The 21,831-nt window shown below is 68.8% G+C and carries 17 protein-coding genes and 2 pseudogenes; 8 read left to right on the plus strand and 11 right to left on the minus strand.

Going from position 1 to position 21,831, the window contains the following annotated elements; all coding sequences use genetic code 11:
• Nucleotides 1-66: 66 nt before the first annotated feature.
• The gene (locus ACH4EW_RS28455) at nucleotides 67-486 is read right to left on the minus strand and encodes a hypothetical protein (RefSeq protein WP_398261720.1); all 420 of its coding nucleotides are present in this window, start codon (nucleotides 484-486) and stop codon (nucleotides 67-69) included.
• 736 nt (nucleotides 487-1,222) lie between these two features.
• Between ACH4EW_RS28455 and abc-f the strand changes: the two genes are divergently transcribed.
• Nucleotides 1,223-2,857: a ribosomal protection-like ABC-F family protein gene (gene abc-f / locus ACH4EW_RS28460; RefSeq protein WP_398261722.1), complete on the plus strand. Its 1,635-nt coding sequence runs from the start codon at nucleotides 1,223-1,225 to the stop codon at nucleotides 2,855-2,857.
• Nucleotides 2,858-2,936: 79 nt separating this feature from the next.
• The gene (locus ACH4EW_RS28465) at nucleotides 2,937-4,601 is read left to right on the plus strand and encodes an ABC-F family ATP-binding cassette domain-containing protein (RefSeq protein WP_398261725.1); all 1,665 of its coding nucleotides are present in this window, start codon (nucleotides 2,937-2,939) and stop codon (nucleotides 4,599-4,601) included.
• A 98-nt stretch (nucleotides 4,602-4,699) separates the two neighbouring features.
• On the opposite strand, the gene ACH4EW_RS28470 is transcribed toward ACH4EW_RS28465, so the two are convergent.
• Together ACH4EW_RS28470 and ACH4EW_RS28475 are read right to left on the minus strand one after the other, a co-directional pair.
• On the minus strand, nucleotides 4,700-5,701 hold the full coding sequence (locus tag ACH4EW_RS28470; protein ID WP_398261727.1) for an alpha/beta hydrolase: 1,002 nt from the start codon (nucleotides 5,699-5,701) through the stop codon (nucleotides 4,700-4,702).
• A gap of 148 nt (nucleotides 5,702-5,849) precedes the next feature.
• Nucleotides 5,850-6,959, minus strand: coding sequence for a radical SAM protein (locus ACH4EW_RS28475; RefSeq protein WP_398261729.1), 1,110 nt, complete (start codon nucleotides 6,957-6,959; stop codon nucleotides 5,850-5,852).
• A gap of 639 nt (nucleotides 6,960-7,598) precedes the next feature.
• Between ACH4EW_RS28475 and ACH4EW_RS28480 the strand changes: the two are divergent.
• Nucleotides 7,599-7,799: pseudogene (locus ACH4EW_RS28480) on the plus strand (IS1380 family transposase); the annotation flags it as partial.
• 204 nt (nucleotides 7,800-8,003) lie between these two features.
• Nucleotides 8,004-9,557, plus strand: coding sequence for a protein kinase (locus ACH4EW_RS28485; protein WP_398261731.1), 1,554 nt, complete (start codon nucleotides 8,004-8,006; stop codon nucleotides 9,555-9,557).
• A gap of 313 nt (nucleotides 9,558-9,870) precedes the next feature.
• Here the strand turns inward: ACH4EW_RS28485 and ACH4EW_RS28490 are convergent, their stop codons facing one another.
• Complete coding sequence (locus ACH4EW_RS28490) at nucleotides 9,871-10,899, minus strand: LacI family DNA-binding transcriptional regulator (RefSeq protein ID WP_398261733.1); 1,029 nt, start codon at nucleotides 10,897-10,899, stop codon at nucleotides 9,871-9,873.
• Nucleotides 10,900-11,012: 113 nt separating this feature from the next.
• On the opposite strand from ACH4EW_RS28490, the gene ACH4EW_RS28495 reads away from it, so the two are divergent.
• Together ACH4EW_RS28495 and ACH4EW_RS28500 are read left to right on the plus strand one after the other, a co-directional pair.
• Complete coding sequence (locus ACH4EW_RS28495; protein ID WP_398261734.1) at nucleotides 11,013-12,911, plus strand: amidohydrolase; 1,899 nt, start codon at nucleotides 11,013-11,015, stop codon at nucleotides 12,909-12,911.
• 469 nt (nucleotides 12,912-13,380) lie between these two features.
• Nucleotides 13,381-14,049: a methyltransferase domain-containing protein gene (locus ACH4EW_RS28500; protein WP_398261736.1), complete on the plus strand. Its 669-nt coding sequence runs from the start codon at nucleotides 13,381-13,383 to the stop codon at nucleotides 14,047-14,049.
• A gap of 188 nt (nucleotides 14,050-14,237) precedes the next feature.
• On the opposite strand, the gene ACH4EW_RS28505 is transcribed toward ACH4EW_RS28500, so the two are convergent.
• Complete coding sequence (locus tag ACH4EW_RS28505) at nucleotides 14,238-14,462, minus strand: hypothetical protein (RefSeq protein WP_398261738.1); 225 nt, start codon at nucleotides 14,460-14,462, stop codon at nucleotides 14,238-14,240.
• 529 nt (nucleotides 14,463-14,991) lie between these two features.
• Between ACH4EW_RS28505 and ACH4EW_RS28510 the strand changes: the two genes are divergently transcribed.
• A complete protein-coding gene (locus tag ACH4EW_RS28510) occupies nucleotides 14,992-15,720 on the plus strand; it encodes an SDR family oxidoreductase (RefSeq protein WP_398261740.1) in 729 nt (242 codons plus the stop codon).
• A 73-nt stretch (nucleotides 15,721-15,793) separates the two neighbouring features.
• Here the strand turns inward: ACH4EW_RS28510 and ACH4EW_RS28515 are convergent, their stop codons facing one another.
• The 4 genes and pseudogenes from ACH4EW_RS28515 to ACH4EW_RS28530 form a co-directional block, all read right to left on the minus strand.
• Nucleotides 15,794-15,946: a hypothetical protein gene (locus ACH4EW_RS28515; RefSeq protein ID WP_398261742.1), complete on the minus strand. Its 153-nt coding sequence runs from the start codon at nucleotides 15,944-15,946 to the stop codon at nucleotides 15,794-15,796.
• A 76-nt stretch (nucleotides 15,947-16,022) separates the two neighbouring features.
• On the minus strand, nucleotides 16,023-16,436 hold the full coding sequence (locus ACH4EW_RS28520) for a hypothetical protein (RefSeq protein WP_398261744.1): 414 nt from the start codon (nucleotides 16,434-16,436) through the stop codon (nucleotides 16,023-16,025).
• 212 nt (nucleotides 16,437-16,648) lie between these two features.
• Nucleotides 16,649-17,465 (minus strand): annotated as a pseudogene (locus ACH4EW_RS28525) (DUF6596 domain-containing protein).
• A 67-nt stretch (nucleotides 17,466-17,532) separates the two neighbouring features.
• Nucleotides 17,533-17,913, minus strand: a complete 381-nt coding sequence (locus ACH4EW_RS28530; RefSeq protein WP_398261746.1) for a YciI family protein — start codon at nucleotides 17,911-17,913, stop codon at nucleotides 17,533-17,535.
• Nucleotides 17,914-18,164: 251 nt separating this feature from the next.
• On the opposite strand from ACH4EW_RS28530, the gene ACH4EW_RS28535 reads away from it, so the two are divergent.
• Complete coding sequence (locus ACH4EW_RS28535; RefSeq protein ID WP_398261748.1) at nucleotides 18,165-18,596, plus strand: hypothetical protein; 432 nt, start codon at nucleotides 18,165-18,167, stop codon at nucleotides 18,594-18,596.
• 35 nt (nucleotides 18,597-18,631) lie between these two features.
• On the opposite strand, the gene fumC is transcribed toward ACH4EW_RS28535, so the two are convergent.
• Nucleotides 18,632-20,125 (minus strand): class II fumarate hydratase, encoded by a 1,494-nt coding sequence (gene fumC / locus ACH4EW_RS28540; protein ID WP_398261750.1) that lies wholly within the window; start codon nucleotides 20,123-20,125, stop codon nucleotides 18,632-18,634.
• Entirely contained in the window at nucleotides 20,122-21,795 is a 1,674-nt protein-coding gene (locus ACH4EW_RS28545; protein WP_398261752.1) for an NAD-dependent malic enzyme, read from the minus strand. The genes fumC and ACH4EW_RS28545 overlap by 4 nt, the downstream gene beginning before the upstream one ends.
• Between the last annotated feature and the right edge of the window lie 36 nt (nucleotides 21,796-21,831).

The raw sequence follows: 21,831 nt of genomic DNA on the forward strand, positions 1-21,831 counted from the left end.
CGGGCACCGGGGCAGGTGAGACACCCCGGTGCCGGCAGCCCACCTCTGTCGTGGTGGCGGCGCGTCTCAGCGGACGGTCACGTTGAAGACTGGCGAGGCCGTGGTGCCGCTGATGATGCGCAGGTCGTTCTTGCCCTTCAGCCCGAGCTTGACGCCGAGCGAGTAGGAGCCGTTCCGCGAGATGCTCGTAGACGCGGGCAGGCTGACCCACTTGCCGTGCTGCTTCTGCTGAAGGGTCACCTTGCTGCCCACCTTGAGACCGGTGGTCTGGCCCGTGACGTGGAACAGCTGCCAGGCGCGGATGGAGGACACCGACGGCTTGGCCGTGATGCCGGCCTTGGCGGGCACGGCCTTCTGCGCCACGACGGCCGGGGTTACGGTGTGCGCGGCCGGGGTTGCTGCCATCGCAGTGCCCGCGAGGGCGAGGGAGGCCGCGCCGAGGACACCGACGACGGCTAGGCGCAGGGAGCGCCGCTTCGAGACCATCACAGATCTGCCCCTTTCTATGGTGAGAACATCCTTTCGCGCCAAAGGGCACCTACGTGTCGATTGGCGTAGTCACTAGAAACGACGACACAGCGACGGCAGACGTTCATCGGGGCTTTGTCGCTGTCTTGTAACAGCCGAGCGGGGCCGGGAGCGATAGCCCTGGAACAACTCAGCGGCGATGTGGCGGCGGCCGGCACCCCACGACCTCCTCACGCCGGGCCCTGGGCGACCCAAGCAGCCCGCACGCCTCAAAACGGATAGCCCCGGGTCGGGCATGCTGCCTGTTGTGGACTTGGGGAGATCGAGCAACTCCCAGCCTCCATGCCAGAGGGGCGCGCATCCTGTGCGGTCGTGCCGATCGCTTGCCGGGAACGGCACGACCGCACAGGGCTGTCAGCCCGCCGGTGACGACACCATCGACGCGGACGACTTCCAGGGGTGACCGTGGAAGGCTCAGCTGTCGCCCGACACATGCCGATGCATACACATGTATGAGGCCCCGGCCTGGGCCGGGGCCGGGAGCGACACCTGCTAGGCTGTGAGTGACCTGGACCGTTTAATCGAGGAGTCGCAGACGTGGTGGGTGAAGACGACATCTCCGGGTGAGATCCGGAGTTGACCGGCCACCGGACGGCGCTCAGGAGCGCTGCTGGGGTGGCCCGTTTGTCGTACCCCTTTTTCCACACTGCCCAGGGCAGAGGTCTGTCTGCCCTCAATTCTCCGAGGTCGCCCCATGTCCGATGCCGCCATCGTCTGCTCGAACCTCTCCTTCACCTGGCCTGACGACACCCCGGTCTTCAACGACCTGTCCTTCACCGTGACCCCCGGCCGTACGGGCCTGGTCGCCCCCAACGGCTCCGGCAAGAGCACCTTGCTCAAGCTGATCGCCGGCGAACTCAAACCCGCCACCGGCTCGGTGTCGGTCAACGGGACGCTGGGCTATCTCCCGCAGAGCCTTCCCCTGACCGGCGACCTCACGGTCGCCGAGGTGCTCGGCGTCGCCGCGGTGATCCGCGCCCTGGACGCCGTCGAGTCCGGTGACGTGAGCGAGGAGCACTTCACCACCATCGGCGACGACTGGGACATCGAGGAGCGCACCCGCGCGCAGCTCGACCGTCTCGGACTGGCCGACCTTGCCCTGGACCGCAGCCTGAGCACGCTCAGTGGCGGCCAGGTCGTCTCCCTCGGCCTCGCCGCCCAGTTGCTCAAGCGCCCCGATGTGCTGCTGCTCGACGAGCCGACCAACAACCTCGACCTGGAGGCCCGGCACAAGCTCTACGACGTGCTGTCGGACTTCAACGGCTGTCTGCTGCTGGTCAGCCACGACCGCGCGCTGCTCGACCGCATGGAGCGCATCGCCGAACTCGGCAGCGACGAACTACGCTTCTACGGAGGCAACTTCACCGAGTACGAGGAGGCCGTCCGCGCGGAGCAGGAGGTCGCCGAGAAGAACATCCGCAACGCCGAGCAGGAGCTGAAGCGGGAGAAGCGGGAGATGCAGCAGGCCCGCGAACGCGCCGAGCGCCGCGCGAGCAACGCCGCCCGCAACCTCAAGAACGCCGGCCTGCCGCGCATCTTCGCCGGCAACATGAAGCGCGGCGCGCAGGAGTCTGCGGGCCGGGCCGGCCAGATGCACGCGGCCCGGGTCAGCGAGGCCAAGGCCCGGCTCGACGATGCCGGACGCGCGCTGCGCGAGGAACAGCGCATCACCCTGGAGTTGCCTGACACGCAGGTGCCCGCCGGGCGCAACCTCTTCCTCGGCAAGGGGATGCAGGTCCACCACGCCGGCAAGGCCGTGTTCGCCGACGGCGGCATCGACCTGACCATCCGCGGCCCCGAGCGCATCGCGCTGACCGGGCCCAACGGTGCGGGCAAGACCACCCTGCTGCGTCTGGTGACCGGCGATCTCGCCCCGGACAGCGGGGAGATCAAGCGCAACGACGGCCGGATCGCCTATCTCTCGCAGCGCCTGGACCTGCTGGACACGGACCGCACCGTGGCGGAGAACTTCGCCGCGTTCGCTCCCGAGCGGCCCGAGACGGAGCGGATGAACCTGCTCGCCCGCTTCCTCTTCCGGGGCGCGCGGGCGCACCTGCCGGTCGGGGTGCTCTCCGGTGGCGAGCGGCTGCGTGCCACCCTGGCCTGCGTGCTGTGCGCCGAACCGGCCCCCCATCTGCTCCTGCTCGACGAGCCGACCAACAACCTCGACCTGGTCAGCGCGGGCCAACTGGAGAGCGCGCTCAACTCCTACCAGGGCGCCTTCATGGTGGTCAGTCACGACGAGCGGTTCCTCGCCGAGATCGGGGTGAACCGCTGGCTGCGGGTGGCCGACGGAGCGGTCAAGGAGACCGGAGCCCCCGCAGTGTGAGTCGGCGGCGTGTGAAGTGGCCCGCGTCCGAGGCCGTGCGCCCGGCGGGCCGACCACCGATCACGTTGGACGGATCCCTGTGTCCCAGCCCGCTCTGCTCGCCCATGGCCTCGTCCGCAACCTCGGCGGCCGACGTGTCCTCGACGGCGTCTCCCTGACTGCCTCCCCCGGCCACCGCATCGGCCTGATCGGGGAGAACGGCGTCGGCAAGTCCACCCTGCTGCGGGTGCTGGCCGGCGTGGACGAACCCGACGCGGGAAGCGTCTCGCGGCCCGGCGACCTCGGTTTCCTGCACCAGGAGATGCCCTTCGACGCCGACTCGACCATCGCTGCGATGCTGGACGAGGCGCTGCGCGAGGCCCGTGACGACCTCGCGGAGCTCGAACGGCTCAGTGAGGAACTCGCTCGTGTCCCCGAGGACGCTCCTGGTCACCAGGAACTCCTCGACACCTACGGCAGGCGACTTGAGCAGGCCCAGGACCGGGAGTCCTGGGACGCGGACCGCCGCGCGGCCCTGGTGCTGGACGGGCTGGGCCTCGGCGCGCTCGGTCACGACCGTACGCTCGGCTCGTTGTCCGGAGGGCAGCGCGGCCGGCTCGCCCTGGCCGCGCTGCTCGTGCGGCGTCCGTCGGCGCTGCTGCTGGACGAGCCGACCAATCATCTCGACGACGGCGCCGCCGCCTTCCTGGAGGAGCAGATCCGCGGCCTGCCCGGAACCGTGGTGGCAGCCAGCCACGACCGGGCGTTCCTCGACGCCGTCTGCACCGACCTGGTCGACCTCGACCCGGCGGTGGACGGCCCGGTCCGCTACGGCGGCAACTACAGCGCCTACCTGAGCGAGAAGCGCGCAGAGCGGGAGCGCTGGGAACGGCGGTACGCCGAGGAACAGGAGGAGCTGGAGGAACTGCGCCGCGCGGTGGGCGTGACCGCGCACCTGGTCGCGCCGGACCGCGGACGGCGCGACAACGAGAAGATGGGCTACGGCCACCGGGCGGGCCGGGTGCAGAATCAGATCTCCCGCCGGGTACGCAACGCCGCACGGCGGCTGGAGGAACTGGAGCGCGCCCAGGTCGCCGAGCCGCCGCGCCCACTGCGGTTCGCGGCCGGGGCACTGGCCGCGCGGGCGGAGGAAGGCCCTCAGCCCCTGGTGTCCCTTCGGGACGTACGAGTGCCCGGCCGGCTTGCACTGGACACCCTGGAGGTGTCGGCGACCGACCGGCTGCTGATCACTGGCAGCAACGGAGCAGGCAAGTCGACGCTGCTCGCCGTGCTCGCCGGACGTTTCGCCGCCGAAGGCGAGGTGCGCAGACGGCACCGCCTGACGGTGGGGCTGCTCGCCCAGGACACCGTCTTCGACAGGCCCGACCGCACGGCCCGTGACACCTACGAGATGTCGCTGGGCCCGGCACGGGCCGAGAAGGTGCCGCTGAGCTCGCTCGGTCTGATGCACGCGGCGGACTTGGACAAACCCGTCGGCCGGCTGTCCGTCGGGCAGCGTCGGCGGCTCGCGCTGGCCCTCCTGGTGGCCCGACCGCCCCAGCTGCTGCTCCTCGACGAGCCCACCAACCATCTCTCCCCGCGCCTGTGCGACGAGCTGGAGGCCGCCCTGGGGACCGGTTCCGGCGCGATCGTACTCGCGAGCCACGACCGCTGGCTGCGCCGACGGTGGCAGGGCCGCGAGATCCGGCTGGCACCGGGACGCGGACATCGGGAGAACACAGCGGCGGCCTGTTCCCAGTCCTGACCCAGGCGCGTCACACTGGGTGTTGCGCGCCTCCCGGCAGGTCGAGCCCGTGGGGCACCTACGGGCGGGCCCGTGCGGCTCGCCCGTATGCCGTGCGTTCAGCGGTTCAGAAGGCGACACAGCCAGCGGAACCGGGCGTGACGGGCATCCCTCGCAATGTTGGTGTGAGGTGCCAGTTGATCGAAGCCGTGGAATCCGCCGGCCCAGACGTGCAGTTCGGCGTCACCGCCCGCTTGCCAGATACGCGTCGCGTACAGGACGTTCTCGTCGCGGAAGGTCTCCGCGGCACCGACGTCGACATAGGCGGGGGGCAGCCCCGAGAGGTCCGCCGCGCGGGCCGCAGCGGCGTACACGGAGACATGTGCGCTCCCCCGGGCCTCACCGAGGAGAGAGGCCCAGCCCAGATCGTTGGCGTGCCGATCCCATACTCCGCGGCCCGCCATCTGGTGGCCGGAAAGGCTGTCGTTACGGTCGTCGAGCATCGGACACATCATCAACTGACCTATTACCCGGGGACCTTGACGGTCTCGCGCCATCAGCGCGAGAGCGGCGGTAAGACCTCCGCCGGCACTACCACCCGCGATGACGATGCGCTGCGGATCCCCGCCGAGGGCTGCGGCATGGCGGGAGATCCACACCAGCCCGGCGTAACAGTCCTCGATCGACGCCGGGTACGGGAACTCCGGGGCCAGTCGGTAGTCGACGGAGACGACAACGAGTTCGAGGGGTTCGGCCCACTCCCGCAATATCGTCTCCATCCCGGTCCGGCTGGTTCCGCTGATCAGGCCTCCGCCGTGCATGTGGTAGATGACCGGTGCGCCTTGGTACAACCCGGCGGGCCGTGCGACGAGCAGTGACACGTCCGGCGCCCCGGCCGGGCCGGGCACGCGTCGTTCGTGGATTTCGAACCTGCCCCGGTCGCGCAGCTCGTCGAGTGTCGGGTCCGCTTTCGCGAGGTGCGTGCGCCATCGGGGAATCCGGTCGGCCGACGCGGGCGCGTTCTCGTGCGGGGGTCCCAGTTTCTCCAGGGTGGGGTTCAGTTCCGGGTCGAAGGGCACGGGCGGGACCGTGTGCTGACCTCGGTCACGTTGGTTGTTCATATGTCCTCCAGGACTACGGGGCGGTATCACGGGCGCCGGGGCGGGGCATGGACCACCGACGGCCGTTGTGCTGTGCATGATGCGGACGGCCGATGCCGGGACAAAAGCACGCGCCTCCGGCCGTCGTACCGATGCCCCGTTCCGCGCTTCAGCCGGTTGCCGCCCGACGAGACTCCGGCCGGCCCGGCCGTCCGATCTGCAGCAGTCGGTCCTCGGCGGGACTTATCGGCGGAAGAACGGTGAGGGGGCCGCTGGGAGGGGCGGGGGCTGCGTATCGGGCGTGCAGTTGGCCGCAGGCGGCATCGATGGACGAGCCGAGCTGGCGCCGTCTGGTGGCGTGGATGCCACGTTCACGCAAGCCTGCGACGAACTGACTGACATGTGTCTTCGAGGGCGCCTGGTAGGCGGGATGTGCCCCCAGGGCCTGGTTGTACCGGATCACGCTCACGTGGAAAAGTTCCGGCCGGGATCGCGACGCCACGAGTCGGGCAAGCTGATGCAAGTGGTCTTCGGTGTCGTTGACGCCGGCGATCAGCAGATACGCGAGGTAGATCTTGCGGCGTGCCGTGCCCGCGTGATCATCCAGAATCGCCAGGTTCTCGGCAAGGGGGAATCTTTTCTCCAGCGGTATCAGTTGCGCACGTTCGTCCGTGAACGGTGAATGCACGGACAGCGTGATCGTGACCTTTGGGTATTCCTTGGTAAGCCTGGACAGATTGGGCGCGAAGCCCACAGTGGAAACGGTGATACGGCGTTGCGACAGTTCCCCGTAACCGGTTTCCGAAAGCAGGCACAGTGCATCGAACACATGCGGGTTGGCCAGTGCCTCGCCCATGCCCATGAACGCCACGCTCTCCGGCAGGGATCTGTCCGGAAGCCGCCAATGCGGATGCATGACCTGCGCGTAGATCTCGTCGGCCGTCAGGTTCCTGGCGAGGCCGACGGCGGCCGTGGCGCAGAAAGTGCAGCCCAGTCCGCATCCGGCCTGTGACGAGACACAGAGAGAAGTCCATCCGGCCCTGTAGCGGGAGAGAACGGTCTCGAAACGGATTCCCGGATCCGACTCGAAGACGACCTTTTCGACCTGGTCCCCTGATTGGTGGGCGACCGGAACGATGGGAAGTATGCGCGGCCCGAACTTCTCGGTGAGTCCCGCCCTGAGTTCGGCGGGCAACTCGCGAACGGCGTCGAAGGTCTCGGCTTCCGCGCGGCGAAGGGCGCTCACGAACTGCCGATAGCGGAAGTCGGGCGCGCCCATCGATTCGAGATGCTCCCGAATGCGCGCGAGCCGGGTACCGGGGGGAGGGTTGGCGAGTGCGACGCGGGACCGTCGAGCCCGGTCACTCGATGTGTTCGCATGGTGCTGGTTCGTCATGAGGTGATGCTCACAATCTTCCACGTGATCTCTCTCCCGGAGGACCAGGCGAGGTGCTGACGAGAGGAAATCCTCGATAGGAATAGGCGCCGTCCGACGCATGATGACGGGAACACAAGACGGAACCGCACAGCGGAACCGCACATTGCACTCCTCGAACGACGTCAGCCATGCCGGTCCGATTCCGGACCGGAGGAATCACGGCTTGTAAGAATTTCTACGTCACTGAAAAGGAGCCAGTGCATGCTGTGAACGCGTCACGAGAGGAGGCTGATTCGGGGCACTCCGACAGGAGGAAAAGGAATGTGCGGCGCGCCGGCCAAAGGCGTGCCAAGGTACGCACTTCCAAGCGCGAAAATGCGTAACCATGCGCGTAATCCACATCCTGGCCATTGCCGACCGGAGTCAGTGGCACATGCCGATAGCGTCATGGACGCCCGGCGGCTACGGTCTGTCAACCTCGATAAGCATGCCGGTACTTTACCACGAAAGAAATCTCGGTCCAGCGAGTAACCCTGGGGCGATCACGGATGCGGCGGGAGCGGGGAGCCGGTGGCCAAACTACTGAGGCCGGGCACCGCGGGCAGCAACATCACCGCCGACCACATCACCGCGGCCCAACCGACCCTGGCCCAACTGCCGAAGAAGTACCGACGTGGACGCCAGACGCTGATCCGTACCAACTCCTCAGGCAAGACACATGAGTTAACATCCTGGCTCGCCAGCGGGGAAGGTCAAGAACACTGGCCGCGTCCCTACGCGAACCTTCGCCTCCGGCGACAGGTTCTGTCCGGCAGCAAGGTCGAACCGTCCGGCAACGACGGCTCTGACCGCTCCTACTGTTCGTCCGCCATGTCCGCGCGAGCCATCCCAACAGCTTTTCCGTGAACTTGATCAAGATTTGGCCCAGCCCCTACCCTGTCGCGCATGGGCACAGGGGGACAACTGATAGACGGACGCTTCCGACTGATCGAACAGTTGGGAAGTGGCGGAATGGGCACGGTCTGGCGGGCGAGCGACACCGTGCTGTACCGGGACGTCGCACTCAAGGCCGTGCGGTCGGACGCAGAGGCGTCGAATGTCTCGCGCGAGCGTGTTCTGCGCGAGGCACGGGCGCTGGCCCGGCTCAACCACCCCAACGTCGTGACCATCCATCACATCGTGGATGCGGATCCGCACCCGTGGCTGGTGATGGAGCTGGTTTCCGGCCGCTCCCTCCAGGAACGGCTCTCGGAGGGCCCGATGACGTGCGTAGAAGCGGCCCGCATGGGCCGACAACTGTTGTCCGCACTGAAGGCCGCCCATATGGCCGGCATACACCACCGGGACGTCAAACCCGCCAATATTCTGCTGCGCGTCGACGGAACAGCCGTGCTCACCGACTTCGGAATCGCAGGGCTGCGGGGCTCTACCTCGCTGACAGCGACCCATGAACTCGTCGGCTCACCCGAGTACATCGCTCCTGAGCGCATCCGCGGCCACGACGACGATCCCGCTTCCGACCTGTGGTCGCTCGGCCTGGTGCTGTACGTGAGCGTGGAGGGCGTCAGCCCGATGCGGCGTGCTACGACACTCGCTACCCTCGCCGCAGTGCTCGACGAACCAGTACCGTCGCCAGTGCGCTCCGGCCCACTTGCCCCCGTATTCCAGGCGCTGTTGGTACGGGACCCGGCGGCCCGCCCGAACGCGGAGCAGCTGGACGCATTGCTGGCGCAGGTGGAGTCCGCCTCGGCGCCCCACCCGGCGCAGCCGACGGTCACCGCTTCGGTGCCACCGTCTGTTCCTCTCGGGCATCCCCCCACTCAGCTGGACAGCCCAAGGCCCGCCACCGTGTCGGAGCGACAACGCAACCGAAAGCCGGCCGTCATCGCCGTGACCACCGCGATGTTGGCAGGCGCAGCGGCGACCGCGCTGGTGCTCATGCCTCGCGGTCCGGGAGACGGCGAGGCGAGCAGCAAAGTGGGTACTCCGCCGAGCACGGCGTCCTCACAATCCCCGACCACCGCACCGAGTTCCCCGCCCAGGCGGACTCCCGCCGCAACGGCGGACCGGACGGCAGATGCGACAGCACACGCAACGGCGGATCCGACAGCGGATCCGACAGCGGATCCGACGCAATCGGCCGCCCCGGTCGAACAGTCTCCCCTGTCCGGCGGCCGCTGGATCGCCCAGCTCCACTCCGAGCCCGTCAGCGCGGGCGTCGCCGCGCGTGATCAACGGCTCGCCACGGTTCGGCAGTCGGTGCCCGAAGCGGAGTTTCTCCGCAGCGACGACTATGCGTCGTTGCGTCCGGGCTACTGGGTGATCTATGCCCCGGGCCCTTTCACCGACGGGCGCTCCGCACTGGTCTTCTGCGCCGAACGAGGCAGAACCACGCCCAACGCTTGCATCGGCCGCTATCTGAGCACCAGTTCGGCCGACGACGACCTCCTGTGCCGCCCTCCGGTCGGCCGGCCGACCGGCCGCTGCTCGCGGCATTAGAGTGCCGAAAGCGGCTCCTCGACGACGCGGTCGGCAAACCGGGGCCGTTCGAAGCGACCACCCAGTCCGCCTTGTTGCCCGCCTTGGCCTGGGCCGAGGCGGCGTCGCCCATGGTGGTCTGCACGAACAGGACGAGGTGCGTTGGCGGCGGCCGGCGGAAGAGTCCGTCGTACGTCGGTCGCGCGGTCACCGGCGCCCCGTCCGCCGGCGCCCGCATCACCAGGTCCGCCCGCTGCACGCACCCGTCGCCGAGCCGGTGGGCTGCTTCGGTCTCCCAGCCCAGCCGGGGTGCCCGATGCCCGCGCGGTGCAGTTCAGCGGCCGTCGAGGTGACCGCTGTGGCGTGGTCTTCGCAGTGAGGAGCGGCGGGGGTGGAGGACCGCCGGGACCGTCAGGGCACCAGGAGGTGGTGGCGGGGTGGTGGGAGACAGGCGGGAGACCAGGGCCGTCACCGCGGTCTCGGCAATCGTTGCGGGGTGCAGGGTTACGGTGCTCACCGGCGGATCGTTCTCCGCATAGGCCTGGTCCTCGCTGACGCAGACGAGGAGGAGGTCGTCGGGTATCCGCAGGCCGTGGCGGGCCGCTGCGGCCAGGACCTGGCGGCCGCCGGGGTCGTAGACCGTGTAGACAGCGTCGCAGGCGCGGGCTGCGAAGACCGCGTCGAAGCCGTGGCCCGAGGTGTCGTACGGGTCGAAGGTGAGGACCAGTGGCGTCCGGCCGTGCTCGTGGCACCACTGCTCGTACGCGCGGGTCACGGCCCGGGTGTAGTGCTCGTCGCCGTGCCCGGCGTGCAGGACGATCCGCCGGGCGTCCGAGGCTGCCAGGTGACGGAGGACCTCGCGGGTGGTGGCGGTGTGGTCGTTGTCCACCCAGACGTCCTCGGGCCTCCGAGCAATGGGTCGGCCGTCGAAGACGAGCGGGATGCCCCGGGCGCGCAGCGCACGCAGCACCGGGTCGTCCTTGGGGCTGTCGAGGAGCAGCATGCCGTCCACGGTGAGGGTGTGCCAGGACGTCTCGGCCCCGCAGGTGGCGGGGAGGATGGTCAGGGCGTAGCCGTGGGCGTGCGCAGTGGCGGTGGCGGCGGTCAGGAGCCGGGCGAAGTACGGAACTTCAAGAAAGTTCCAGGCCGATCCGGCGTACGTCGTGACGGCCACGCCCAGGGTTCCCCCGGTCCGCGGGGTCCGCGGGGGCCTCCGGGCGCCGTAGCCGAGCGCGGTGGCCACCTCGCGGACCCGGCGACGCGTGGCGTCGGCAAGCCGACCGGTTCCGTTGAGAGCGTGCGAGACGGTGGCGGTGGAGACCTCCGCGGCGCGGGCGACATCGGCGAGGGTGGGTCCTGACATGGCGCCATCGTATGGATTGCGGTGCGGATTCCGTCGTCCGGGGCGGGTTCTGGTTACGGCGTTAATCAATGAGGGTCCGGCCACAACAACGCAGCTCAACTTCTGGAGTGGTCATGACTTCTTCTTTCGCCCGGCGGACCGTGCTCGCCGCGGGCGCGGCCGGACTGGTGGGTGCCGCGGCCGGCCCCGCAGCCGCCGCGCAACAGGGCGCCTCGCACTCGCACCGGAGTGCCGCGGCCCTGGTCGTCCACAACGCACAGGTGTTCACCGGGCTGCCCGGCGCCCGCCCCGTCGAGGCCGTGGCCGTCGGGCGTGACGGCCGGATTCTCGCCACCGGCCGGGGCAGCGAACTGCGCCGCCTCGCCGGACGGGACACCGAGTTCGTCGACGCGCGCGGGGCGACCGTGATGAGCGGCATCCACGACGGCCATGTGCACCCGCTCGGCGCGGGTGAGCGTTCACTGCGCCCCTCCCTGGAGGGCGCAGAGACGACCGCCGAGGAACTCCTCGCGATTCTCACGGGTTTCCTCAAGGACTCGCCCGGCCAGGAGCCCGACGGCTGGCTGGTGGTCTCGGACTGGAACCCGGTCGGGCTGCTGCCGCAGGGCACCCTGCCTCACCACTCCTTGCTCGATGCCCTCCCCACCCGCCGTCCGATCGCCCTCCTCGGGGGCGACGGCCACAACGCCTGGGTCAACGCCCGTGCCCTTCAGATCGCCGGCATCACCGCGGCGACCCCCGATCCGGTGGGCGGAAAGATCGTGAAGGGGCCGGACGGGAAGCCCAGCGGGGTACTCAAGGACGACGCCCAGGACCTGGTTACCCGCCACATCCCGGAGCCGAGCGAGGCCGAACTGGTCGCCGCCTGCTCCCGGGTCCTCGCCCAGGTAGCGGCCTCCGGGGTGACCACGATGATGGACGCGGCGGTCGGGCGGCGTGAGTTGACGACGTACCAGGCCCTTGCAAAAGCGGGCAAGTTGCTGCAGCGGATCGTCCCCGCGATCAGGATCGACTCGGACCTGGCGAAGGACCCGGCGGCGGCGCTCGCCCATGCGCGCGGGCTGCAGCGCGCTTTCCGGGACGTACCCGGGCTGCGGTTCGGGATGATCAAGGTGTTCCTCGACGGGGTGATCGAGTACCCGGCGCAGACCGCGGCGCTCCTGGAGCCCTATCTGGACGGTTCCGGACACCCGACGGACAACCGGGGTGAGCTGTATGTCTCCGGGCAGGATTACGGGCGGCTGACCGCGGCCTTCAACCGGGCCGACTGGCAGATGCACGCCCATGGGCTCGGCGACCGCGCGGTGCGCACGGCACTCGACGGGTACGCGTACGCCCGGCGCACGACCGGGCTGCGCGACGCCCGGAACACCATCGCACACCTCCAGTTGGTGGACCCGGCGGATCTGGGGCGGTTCGCCGCGCTGGGCGTGGTGGCCTGCATGCAGCTCCAGTGGGCGGCACAGGACACGTGGACGATGGACGCCCTGCTGCCGTACATCGGGCCCGAGCGGCACCGGTGGATGTACCCCGCCCGCTCCCTGGAGCGGCACGGGGCCCGGCTCTCGGGCGGCTCGGACTGGCCGGTGGACCCGCTCCAGGTGTGGAACCAGGTCCGCACGGCGATCGACCGCACGGGCGCGGAGGGCGACGGGCCGCTCTACCAGGAGCTGGAGGGACTGAGCCGTACGTCGGCGCTGCGCATGCACACGCACGGCACGGCATGGCAACTGCGCATGGACCACCTGACGGGAACGCTCCGGCGCGGTCTGGCCGCGGATCTGATCGTTCTCGACCGTGATGTGACGCGATGCCCGGTGTCGGACATCAGCGACACCCGTGTCGAGCTGACCCTGGTGGGCGGCCGGGTCGTCCACGACGCACGCACCTCGGCGGGCCGGGCCGCGGCCGCGCGACTCGACCGGGCCGCCGCCGCACCCCGCCCCTCGGCATACGCGGCGGTGCACGGCGGACGCCACCGGGCCTGCGGCTGCGACGGCGACCGGCCGTAGCGGTCCGGCCGCCGGGTGGCCGCGTCCAGCTCTGCGGGCCCGCTCCTGGGCCCGCTTACGGAAGGCGTCGAAGGCGGCCCCACCTCCCGGGACCGTGCCCTGACCTGAGGGTGCCAGTGCTGCGCCGTCAGGTCAGGGCCGGGGCGGGGCGGGGCGGGCTGCTCAGGTGTATGCCGTGCCGGGCCCGCACACGGTCCAACTCCCAAGCCGCGATGGCGGTGGTGGCGAGCGCGCCGTCCAGCGCCGGCTACAGGGGCGCGTCGTAACCGGTATCCACGACCGTCGCGGAGGCTGTCGGCTGTCACCGGGTCACCACTGCCAAGCCGGCCTCCGAGGCCGGAGGCACCTGGAGCCGATAAGCCTCGTGAGACAACTGGCGGTCGCCACCAGGCCGGCCCCCGCGGAGAACTGGAGACAGTGGAAGACGCGAACCCGCCAGTAGGCTGCCGCGCACTCCTATCATCGGCTGATGCGTGCCCACCATATTGACCGCCCAGCCGATCTCGACGTGGTCCGTGAGTCCTATGATCGCGTGGCCGACAACTACGCCCACATGGTGGTGACGACGGGAGTCGGCGACATCCGTAGCCATCCATGGCTCAAGGCATCAATTGACGCCTTCGCTGACACCGTGAGCGAGCTTGGGCCTGTCCTCGACGTCGGCTGCGGACCCGGAACGGTGACCGCCTACCTTGCCGAACGCGGACTCGACGTGTCCGGGGTAGATCTCTCCCCTCGCATGATCGAGAACGCGCGCCGTCTTCATCCGCAATGCCGCTTCAGCGTCGCCTCTGCCACCGACCTCGACCTTGGTGAAGCATCCCTTGGCGGCGTGCTCGGGTGGTGGTCACTGTTCAACCTCCCCCGTGACGTCCTTCCTCAGGTTCTCGCCCTGTTCGCTCGCGCCCTGAAGCCAGGCGGACACTTCATCACTGCAACACACGTCGGCGACGAAGACGCGTTGCGCACCGAGGCCTACGGAGGTGTACCCGTTCGTTGGACGACACACAAATGGCGGCCGGAACAACTCGTGGACCTGATCGAGCAGGCTGGACTGCGCCCGGTCGCCGAACTCAGGCTCCCTGCAGATGAGCAAAAAGGACCGGGTCTGGTCGTCATGGCCCAGCAGCCCGGCTGAGAATCAGGCGTCGGAAGCGGCACAGGGGCCCGTGCCGGGCAAAGGAATTCGCGACCTGTGAACATCCGAGCGTATGAGTCATTCGGCCGTTGCGGCTCGGCGGTCGATGAGCCCCGCGCGTACGGGAGGCAGAGCATCCGCAACGCGAGGGTGTGCGCCACCGGTCGGGGCGGCCGGTATGCGGGTGTTCAGGACTGTGTGTCGGCCTGGACCCTGGACCTGACCGCGTCCGCGATCGTGTTCCTGTACAGGCCAAGCTTGAGCTTGAGCACCTTCGCGCCGGAGCCGAGCGCGAAGTTGAGCGTGTCCGCGTTGGGCATATGGCCGCCGTCGACCAGCACATTCATCTCGTCGGTCTTGTCCACGGTCCCGGTGGTCGCGCCGCTCGGATTGAGGCTCAAGTGTGAGAGCACGACAAAGACCCGAGGCCTGCGGGCGAACGGCCCCTGTTCTCCTGACAGTCGCTCTCCTGCTTGGCGTTCACGTCCTGTTGATGCACCGCTGACGCCTTGCTGACGTCCTCGCGGCTCGTAGCCCGGCGCAGACGAGCCTGCCGCGGTGTGGGGTCAGCGCAGCCGGGAGAGCGGCTTTGTTCACGGCGACGTGACGACGTGCATGCCGGTGGTCCGGACGCCAGCTTTGTCATGTTTCGCCACGTCCCGAGCCGTGGCAGCGCGGCACGGCCCGCGCCGCACAGACTTCGCACCGACGGAGCAGTCACGGGCGCCGCAAGGGGCTTCCGTCCAGCTCGCTGAGTGCGTAGGTGCGTGTGCCGGACTCCGTGACGGTGCCGGCGGGGACGTCGGCGAGCAGTCCGCGTCGCCGCTTCGAGATGAACGAGCGAGAGGGATCTCATCGCGGCGGGCGAATGCCGTTTACATGCCACACCCACAGGTGACTCATATGCCATATTACGGACACACTCCCGACGAAAGGCATGTCATGAAGTTCGCAGTCATCGGCGGTACCGGGCTGATCGGGTCACAGGTCGTCAAGAATCTGAACGCCGCCGGGCACCAGGCTGTGCCGCACTCGCAGTCCACCGGAGTCGACGTCATCAGCGGCCAGGGGCTGGACGAGGCGGTGGCGGAAGCCGACGTCGTCGTCAACCTGACAAACTCCCCGACCTTCGACGAAGCCTCCCCGGCCTTCTTCCAGACCTCGATGGACAACCTTCTGGCCGCGGCCCACAAGGGCGGCGTCGGCCACTTCGTCATCCTCTCGATCGTCGGCACGGACCAGGTGCCGGAGTTGGACTATTACCGGGCCAAGGCGCTCCAGGAGGCCATCCTCGCGGCCGGGTCGATCCCCTACTCGATCGTCCGGGCAACGCAGTTCATGGAGTTCATGGACGCCATCCTGTCCTGGACCGCCGACGGCGACGCCGTCCGGTTGCCCGCCACACCGATCCAGCCGATCGCCTCCAAGGACGTGGCCAACGCGGTGGCGGAAGTCGCCGCGGGCGCCCCACTGAACGGCATCCGCAACATCGCCGGCCCCGAAATCTTCCCCCTGGACGAGCTGGGCCGGACCACCCTGTCCCGCAAGCGCGACAACCGTACCGTCGTCACCGACCCCACCGCCGGCATGTTCGCCGTCGTCAAGGGAGACGTCCTCACCGACAAGAACGCTGTCCTCGCCCCCACCCGCTACACCGACTGGCTCTCCTGACTCTCTCACGCCCTTTCGGGCACGCAGACCACAGACAGCCAGGCTCTGGCCCGTCGTGGGTGATGACAAGAACTCAGCACCAGCGGCCCGCCGCCTTGTCAGGAGCAGCCGGGAACGGTCCGGCGGGCAGCTGTGCAGTCAGGGATTCGACCAGCCGTTGCGAGTCGCGGTCCGGCTGGACGGGCCGGCAGTCGTCGATGAGCTGCCAGAAGGTGTTCTCGTCCATCACGCCGGACGACACGGACAGCGGTCGGCGGCCCAGGTGACCACCACCCGGCTCCGCAACACCCGGAACGTTCCGGTCAGCTGCTCCCGGCCCGTGCGGACCAGTGGGGCGTGAGCGGGACTCCGAAGTACCTCAGTTTCTCCAGGACGTATTCCCTGGTCGCCTCGGTCATGCAGGGGTATGCCGCGTCGAGCACGTCCAGGTCGTCGAGCAGGGGCTCCAGCACCTGGAACCAGAACGCGTCGTTCAGTGTCTTGTCCGTGCTGCGCAGGCCGAGATCGACGCATTCGAAGCAGCGGCGCAGGAGATCCTCGTGTGTGGACGGACGCCGCAGCGCGGGAATCACCAGGGGGTCGGCGAACCCGTTCCTCAGGAGCGGGTAGAGAAGCACTTCACCGCTCGTGCTCCCCTCTTCCGACAGAACCCGGATCGGCTCCGCCGTCTCGGGCACTCTGTCCAGGAGGATCTCCTGCACATTCGAACGCGTCATGGCGCACTCCTGCATCCACTCTCCTTCTCGATAGAACTGGCGGCGCGAGTGCAACGCGCCGGACCGCGTACGGATGTCCCTGCCGGGCGATGTTGCAAGAAGGACCGCCTATAAGACAACTGGGCTGTAGCAGAAGGGTGTTTCGGTACGTCGGATGAGGTGGGGAAAGCGTTCTGCTCAGGATCGCGGAGGAGTCGTGGGCGGCGGGCTGGTCAGGTGAGGCGGTCGACTTCGTCGAGCAGGTAGCGGCGCTCGACCTGGTTGTCGGTCAGGGCGGCTGCCTCGCGGTACAGCCTTGTCGCACCGACCGCGTCGCCGCTCATCTGCACCAGGTGGGCACGCACCGCGCGTTCCCGTTGCCGAGTGAGAGGGGCCTGATCCAGTCCGTGGCGCTGGTTGAGGTCGTCGAGTAGCGCCAGCCCTCGAGCCGGTCCGTAGGCTTGGGCGACGGCAACCACCCGGCTCAGCCGCACCGGCGCAATTGGGGTGAGCCGTTCCAGCCACAGGTACAGCATCGCGATCTGCGGCCAGTCCGTCCGTTCCGGCGTCGTGGCCGCCGCGTGCAGGGCCGCGATCGCCGCCTGCAGCTGGTACGGGCCCGTCTCGCACCGATTCCAGACTCCGTCGATCAACTGGGTGCCTTCACGGATCAGATCGCGGTTCCACCGTGTGCGGTCCTGCGCGTCCAGCGGTACCAGCTCGCCGGCTTCGCCGGTGCGGGCCGCGCGCCGTGACTCGGTGAGCAGCATCAGCGCCAGCAGGCCGGTCACCTCGGCGTCGTCCGGCATGGCGGCGCCAAGCATCCGGGTCAGTCGGATCGCCTCACCGGTCAGGTCGATGCGGGCGAGTTCGTCACCGGCGGAGGCGTGGATTCTCCGGCACGCCCTGGACCTGCCACGTCCGGCTTGCCGTCAGCAGGGTCTCCTGTACCGCGTCCTCGGCGATGTCGAAGCGGCCGAAGCGTCGCACCAATGCGCCGAGCACCTGCGGTGCTTCGGCGCGCAGCAGGTGCTCGACATCCAGGGGCATGTCCGGCCCGTCGTTCACCGGTCGCTGTGGCGCGCCGCCCGCGCCGGGCCTCGTGCGGGACTGCCGGTCATGACGCGAAGTCTTCGCCCATGATCGGCCGGATCTCGATCGGCTCGCCCAGCACCGCCACGATCCGCGAGGCGATCTCCACGGCCCGCTCCCGGCCGGCCACGTCGATGACCGCAAAGCTGGCCAGCACCTCTTTCAGCTCGGCGAACGGTCCGTCGGTCGCCGTCACGCCGTGCGGGGCCGGGTAGACCGTGGTACTGACGGCCGGGTGCCCCAGGCCCTCAGTAGCAACCAACTCGCCGGTTTCGATCAGTTCCTTCTCGAATCTCTGGTAAGCGGCGAACGCGGCCAGCGCCTCCTCCGTCGGAGCGTCGGCGGTCGCGGCGTCCCACGCGGCAGCCGAGGTGTAGCCGAGCAGCAGATACTTCACGGTGCTCACTCTCCGATCATGCATGGTGATAGTAGGGCAGGTCAGCGCGCGCGACGCAGCCAGAGCGCGAGGATCGCCGTCCAGGTGGAGGCGACCAGGCCGGCGGTCATGACTTCCTTCTTGGTGGGTTCCGCTGGCTACGTCGTGGCCGGGGCCGGTTACTCGACATCCCTTCGGCGTGATCCACATCACACGTGTGGGGTGTCAGGAACGGGCTTCCGGCTTCGAGGTAGCCGCAAGAACCCACCAAGGAGGACGAGATGTCTGAGCCCCAGCCGAGCGCCGAACTGAAAGCCCTGGACCGCCTGGTCGGCACCTGGACTGTGACCGGCAGAGCCGAAGGAACCGTGCGGTACGAGTGGATGCCCGGCCGGTTCTTCCTGAGTCAGCACGTCGAACTCACCCAGTTCGGTAAGCCGGTCACCGGCCTGGAGGTCATCGGAAACCTTCGCCCGTTCGGCGAGCCGACCGGCGCTGACGTGGTGTCGCGGTACTACGACTCGATGGGCAACACCTTCGACTACGTCTACGAACTGACCGGTGACAAGCTCACCATCTGGGCCGGCGCGAAGGGAAGCCCGGCCTACTTCGAGGGCACCTTCAACGCCGACGGCACCACCATGACCGGCGACTGGGTCTACCCCGGCGGGGGCGGATATGCATCGACCATGACCCTCCAGCATCGGCCATGACCCTCCAGTCCGGCGAGTGCGAAGCGTGACACCGTTCACCCATGCTGTTCGGCCGGGCGAACCATGGCCGCTGGATTGACGGTCCGGTCGAATTCTTCGGCGGAGACGTAGCCGGAGGCCAGTGCGGCCTCGCGCAGGGTGGTGCCTTCGTCGTTGGCCTTGTGGGCGATGGCCGAGGCTCTGTCGTAGCCGGTGACTGGTGAGAGCGCGGTGACGAGCATCAGTGACCGGTCGACGTACGTGTCGATCTGGTCGCGGTCGAGTTGGGTGCCCTCTATGCAGTACTGGCGCATCTTGGTGCAGGCGTCGGCAAGGATGGTGGTCGCGTGCAGGAAGTTGCTGATGATGATCGGGCGCATGGCGTTGAGTTCGAAGTTGCCCTGTGAGCCGGCGAAGGCGATGGCCGTGTCCTCGGAGAGCACCTGGATGCAGACCATGACCATGGCCTCGCACTGGGTGGGGTTGACCTTGCCCGGCATGATCGAGGATCCCGGCTCGTTGGCCGGGAGGATCAGCTCCCCGAGGCCGCAGCGGGGCCCCGAGGCCAGCCAGCGGATGTCGTTGGCGATCTTCATCAGCGGCACGGCCAGCGCTCGCAGCCCGGCCGAGGCGCCGGCCATGGCATCCAGGCCACCCTGGGCGGCGAACTTGTTGGCGGCGGTGATGAACGGGTAGCCGGTCGCGGAGGCGATTTCGGCGGCGACCTGCTCGCCGAACCGGGGTGGGGCGTTCAATCCCGTGCCGACCGCGGTGCCGCCCGCAGCGAGCTCGTACAGGCCCTGCGCGGAGGCGGTGACCCGGTCGATGGCCTGGGTCAGCTGGTGCGCGTAGCCGGACCATTCCTGCCCGACGGTGAGCGGGACGGCGTCCTCCAGGTGGGTGCGGCCGATCTTGACCACGTCGCGCCACCGCTCTGCCTTGGCCTCGATCGCCTCCTGAAGGGCCCGCGCACTGGGCAGCAGACGTTCGTGGATGGCCTTGAGCGCTGCGATGTGCATGGCGGTGGGGAAGGTGTCGTTGGAGGACTGCCCCATGTTGACGTGGTCGTTGGGGTGGATGGGCGTCTGGCTGCCCAGTTCGCCGCCCACCAGTTGAATGGCTCGGTTACTGATCACCTCGTTGGTGTTCATGTTGGACTGGGTTCCGGACCCGGTCTGCCACACGTACAGCGGAAAGTGGTCATCGAGCTTGCCCGCGATGACCTCGTCCGCCACCCGCTCGATCAGGTCGGCCTTCCAGGCCGGCAGCCGCCCGGCCCGCCCGTTGACGATCGCGGCGGCCTTCTTGACGTAGCCGTAGGCGTGATAGACGGCCTTGGGCATCCGGTCGTCCCCGATGGAGAAGTGGATCAGCGAGCGCTCGGTCTGTGCGCCCCAGTAGCGGTCGGCGGGAACATCGATGGCACCCATCGGGTCGGTCTCGCGCCGGGTGCCGGTCGCGTGCAGGCCGACAGGGACGTCGAGGATCTTGGGGGCGTTGCCGTCCCTGCCCTCGTCGGCCTCGCTCACACCCGAGCGCCGCGGGGTCATGATGACGCTCCGTCGGTGTAGACGGGCTGCCACATGGCTTGGCGGACCGCCTGGCCGGGATCGGCGGGTTCGCTGGTGGCGGCGCCCTCGCTGACCGCCGCGCTGACCACGGCCGCCGCGGTGATCACGGAGGACTCCCGCAGGTTCGCCACCGGCGGCAGCAGGGAGGCGCCCGGCGCGGAGACGTCGACCTGGTCGGCCACTGCCTGCGCGGCCGCGAGCAGCATGCCCGCGGTCACGTGCGATGCCCCGGAGACGATCGTGCCCAGACCCAGGCCTGGGTACAGCAGCGCATTGTTGGCCTGAGCAATCTGGTAGGTCACACCGCCGAAGTCCACGGGCGGGACGGGGATGCCGACGGCGACCAGGGCCTTGCCCTTGGACCAGGCAATGACGTCGGCGGGCATCGCCTCGATGCGCGAGGTGGGGTTGGAGATCGGAAAGATGACCGGCCGCTCGGTGCCGGCGGCCGTGGCCTCGACGACCTCGCGGGTGAACGCCCCGTGTGCGGTGGAGGTGCCCAGCAGGATGGTCGGCTTGACCCGGCGCACGGTCTCCAGCAGAGAGATCGCGCCGCCGTCGCTCGCCCAGTCGGCGACCTCCGCCGGGTTGCGTGCGTAGGGCTGCTGGTAGTCACGCAGATCGGTCATGTCACGGGTGAGCAGGCCCTGCTTGTCGATCAGCCACACCTGTGCGGTGGCCTGCTGCGGGCTCGCGCCGTCACGGATCATGGCGTCGCGCAGCTGGTCGGCGATGCCGACCCCGGCGGTGCCGGCGCCGAAGACCACGAGCCTCTGGTCCCGCATCGGCACACCGCCGGCCTTGACCGCCGACAGCGCTGCGGCCAGGGTGATCGCACCGGTGCCCTGCATGTCGTCGTTGAAGATCCGGTAGGTGCCGCCGTAGGTCTCCAGGATCCGCCGGGCGTTGCTGGGGCCGAAGTCCTCGAAGTGCAGCAGCGCGCCGGGAAACATCGACGACACGGTCATCAGGTACTTCTCGATGAACGCGTCGTAGTCGGCGCCGCGCACCCGGGGATGCCGGTTGCCCAGGTACAGCGGGTCCTTCAGCAATGATTCACGGTCCGTGCCCACGTCCAGCGACACGGGTATGACGCGGCGTGGGTCGATGCCGGCTGCCGCGGTGTACACGGCCAGCTTGCCGACCGAGATCTGGATCCCGCCCACGCCCCAGTCACCGATACCCAGGATCTCCTCCGCATCGGTGCACACGATCAGGTCCACGTCCTCGGGTCCGAGCTGGAGCGTGGCGAAGGCCCTCTCGATCTCATCCGGCCGGTCGATCGACAAGAAGACGCCGCGCGGACGGCGGTACTCGTGGGAGTACTTCTCGATCGCCTCGCCGACCGTGGGGTCGTACACGATCGGCAGCAACTCCACCAGGTGCTCGGTCAGCACCTTGTAGTACAAGATCTCGTTGCGGTCGTGCAATTGCTCCAGGTACACGTTCTTGGCCAGTTCGCCGCCCTGAGCCTGCAACTGCTGGTAGGCGCGCTGCGCCTGCTGCTCCAGCGTCAGTGCCCCGGACGGCAGGCGCCCGGTCAGGCCCAGCTCATCCCGCTCCGCCTGCGTGAACGCCACCCCGCGGTTGAGCAGCGGATCCACCAGAACGCTCGGAGGGGCAGGAGTCCGCACAGTGCTCTTGGTCATGATGCTTCCCCTTGTGCGTAGGCATGCGTACCCGGG

The sequence above is a fragment of the Streptomyces sp. NPDC018000 genome, from assembly GCF_044328025.1.
In the GTDB taxonomy this organism is placed as follows: Bacteria; Actinomycetota; Actinomycetes; order Streptomycetales; family Streptomycetaceae; genus Streptomyces.

Excerpts from the sequence above, each read along its gene's own strand:
- ACH4EW_RS28455 (WP_398261720.1), bottom strand. The coding sequence starts at position 486 with ATGGTCTCGAAGCGGCGCTCCCTGCGCCTAGCCGTCGTCGGTGTCCTC.
- abc-f (WP_398261722.1), top strand. The coding sequence starts at position 1,223 with ATGTCCGATGCCGCCATCGTCTGCTCGAACCTCTCCTTCACCTGGCCT.
- ACH4EW_RS28470 (WP_398261727.1), bottom strand. The coding sequence starts at position 5,701 with ATGAACAACCAACGTGACCGAGGTCAGCACACGGTCCCGCCCGTGCCC.
- ACH4EW_RS28475 (WP_398261729.1), bottom strand. The coding sequence starts at position 6,959 with ATGGGCGCGCCCGACTTCCGCTATCGGCAGTTCGTGAGCGCCCTTCGC.
- ACH4EW_RS28485 (WP_398261731.1), top strand. The coding sequence starts at position 8,004 with ATGGGCACAGGGGGACAACTGATAGACGGACGCTTCCGACTGATCGAA.
- ACH4EW_RS28490 (WP_398261733.1), bottom strand. The coding sequence starts at position 10,899 with ATGTCAGGACCCACCCTCGCCGATGTCGCCCGCGCCGCGGAGGTCTCC.
- ACH4EW_RS28495 (WP_398261734.1), top strand. The coding sequence starts at position 11,013 with ATGACTTCTTCTTTCGCCCGGCGGACCGTGCTCGCCGCGGGCGCGGCC.
- ACH4EW_RS28500 (WP_398261736.1), top strand. The coding sequence starts at position 13,381 with ATGCGTGCCCACCATATTGACCGCCCAGCCGATCTCGACGTGGTCCGT.
- ACH4EW_RS28510 (WP_398261740.1), top strand. The coding sequence starts at position 14,992 with ATGAAGTTCGCAGTCATCGGCGGTACCGGGCTGATCGGGTCACAGGTC.
- ACH4EW_RS28515 (WP_398261742.1), bottom strand. The coding sequence starts at position 15,946 with ATGGACGAGAACACCTTCTGGCAGCTCATCGACGACTGCCGGCCCGTC.
- ACH4EW_RS28520 (WP_398261744.1), bottom strand. The coding sequence starts at position 16,436 with ATGACGCGTTCGAATGTGCAGGAGATCCTCCTGGACAGAGTGCCCGAG.
- ACH4EW_RS28535 (WP_398261748.1), top strand. The coding sequence starts at position 18,165 with ATGTCTGAGCCCCAGCCGAGCGCCGAACTGAAAGCCCTGGACCGCCTG.
- fumC (WP_398261750.1), bottom strand. The coding sequence starts at position 20,125 with ATGACCCCGCGGCGCTCGGGTGTGAGCGAGGCCGACGAGGGCAGGGAC.
- ACH4EW_RS28545 (WP_398261752.1), bottom strand. The coding sequence starts at position 21,795 with ATGACCAAGAGCACTGTGCGGACTCCTGCCCCTCCGAGCGTTCTGGTG.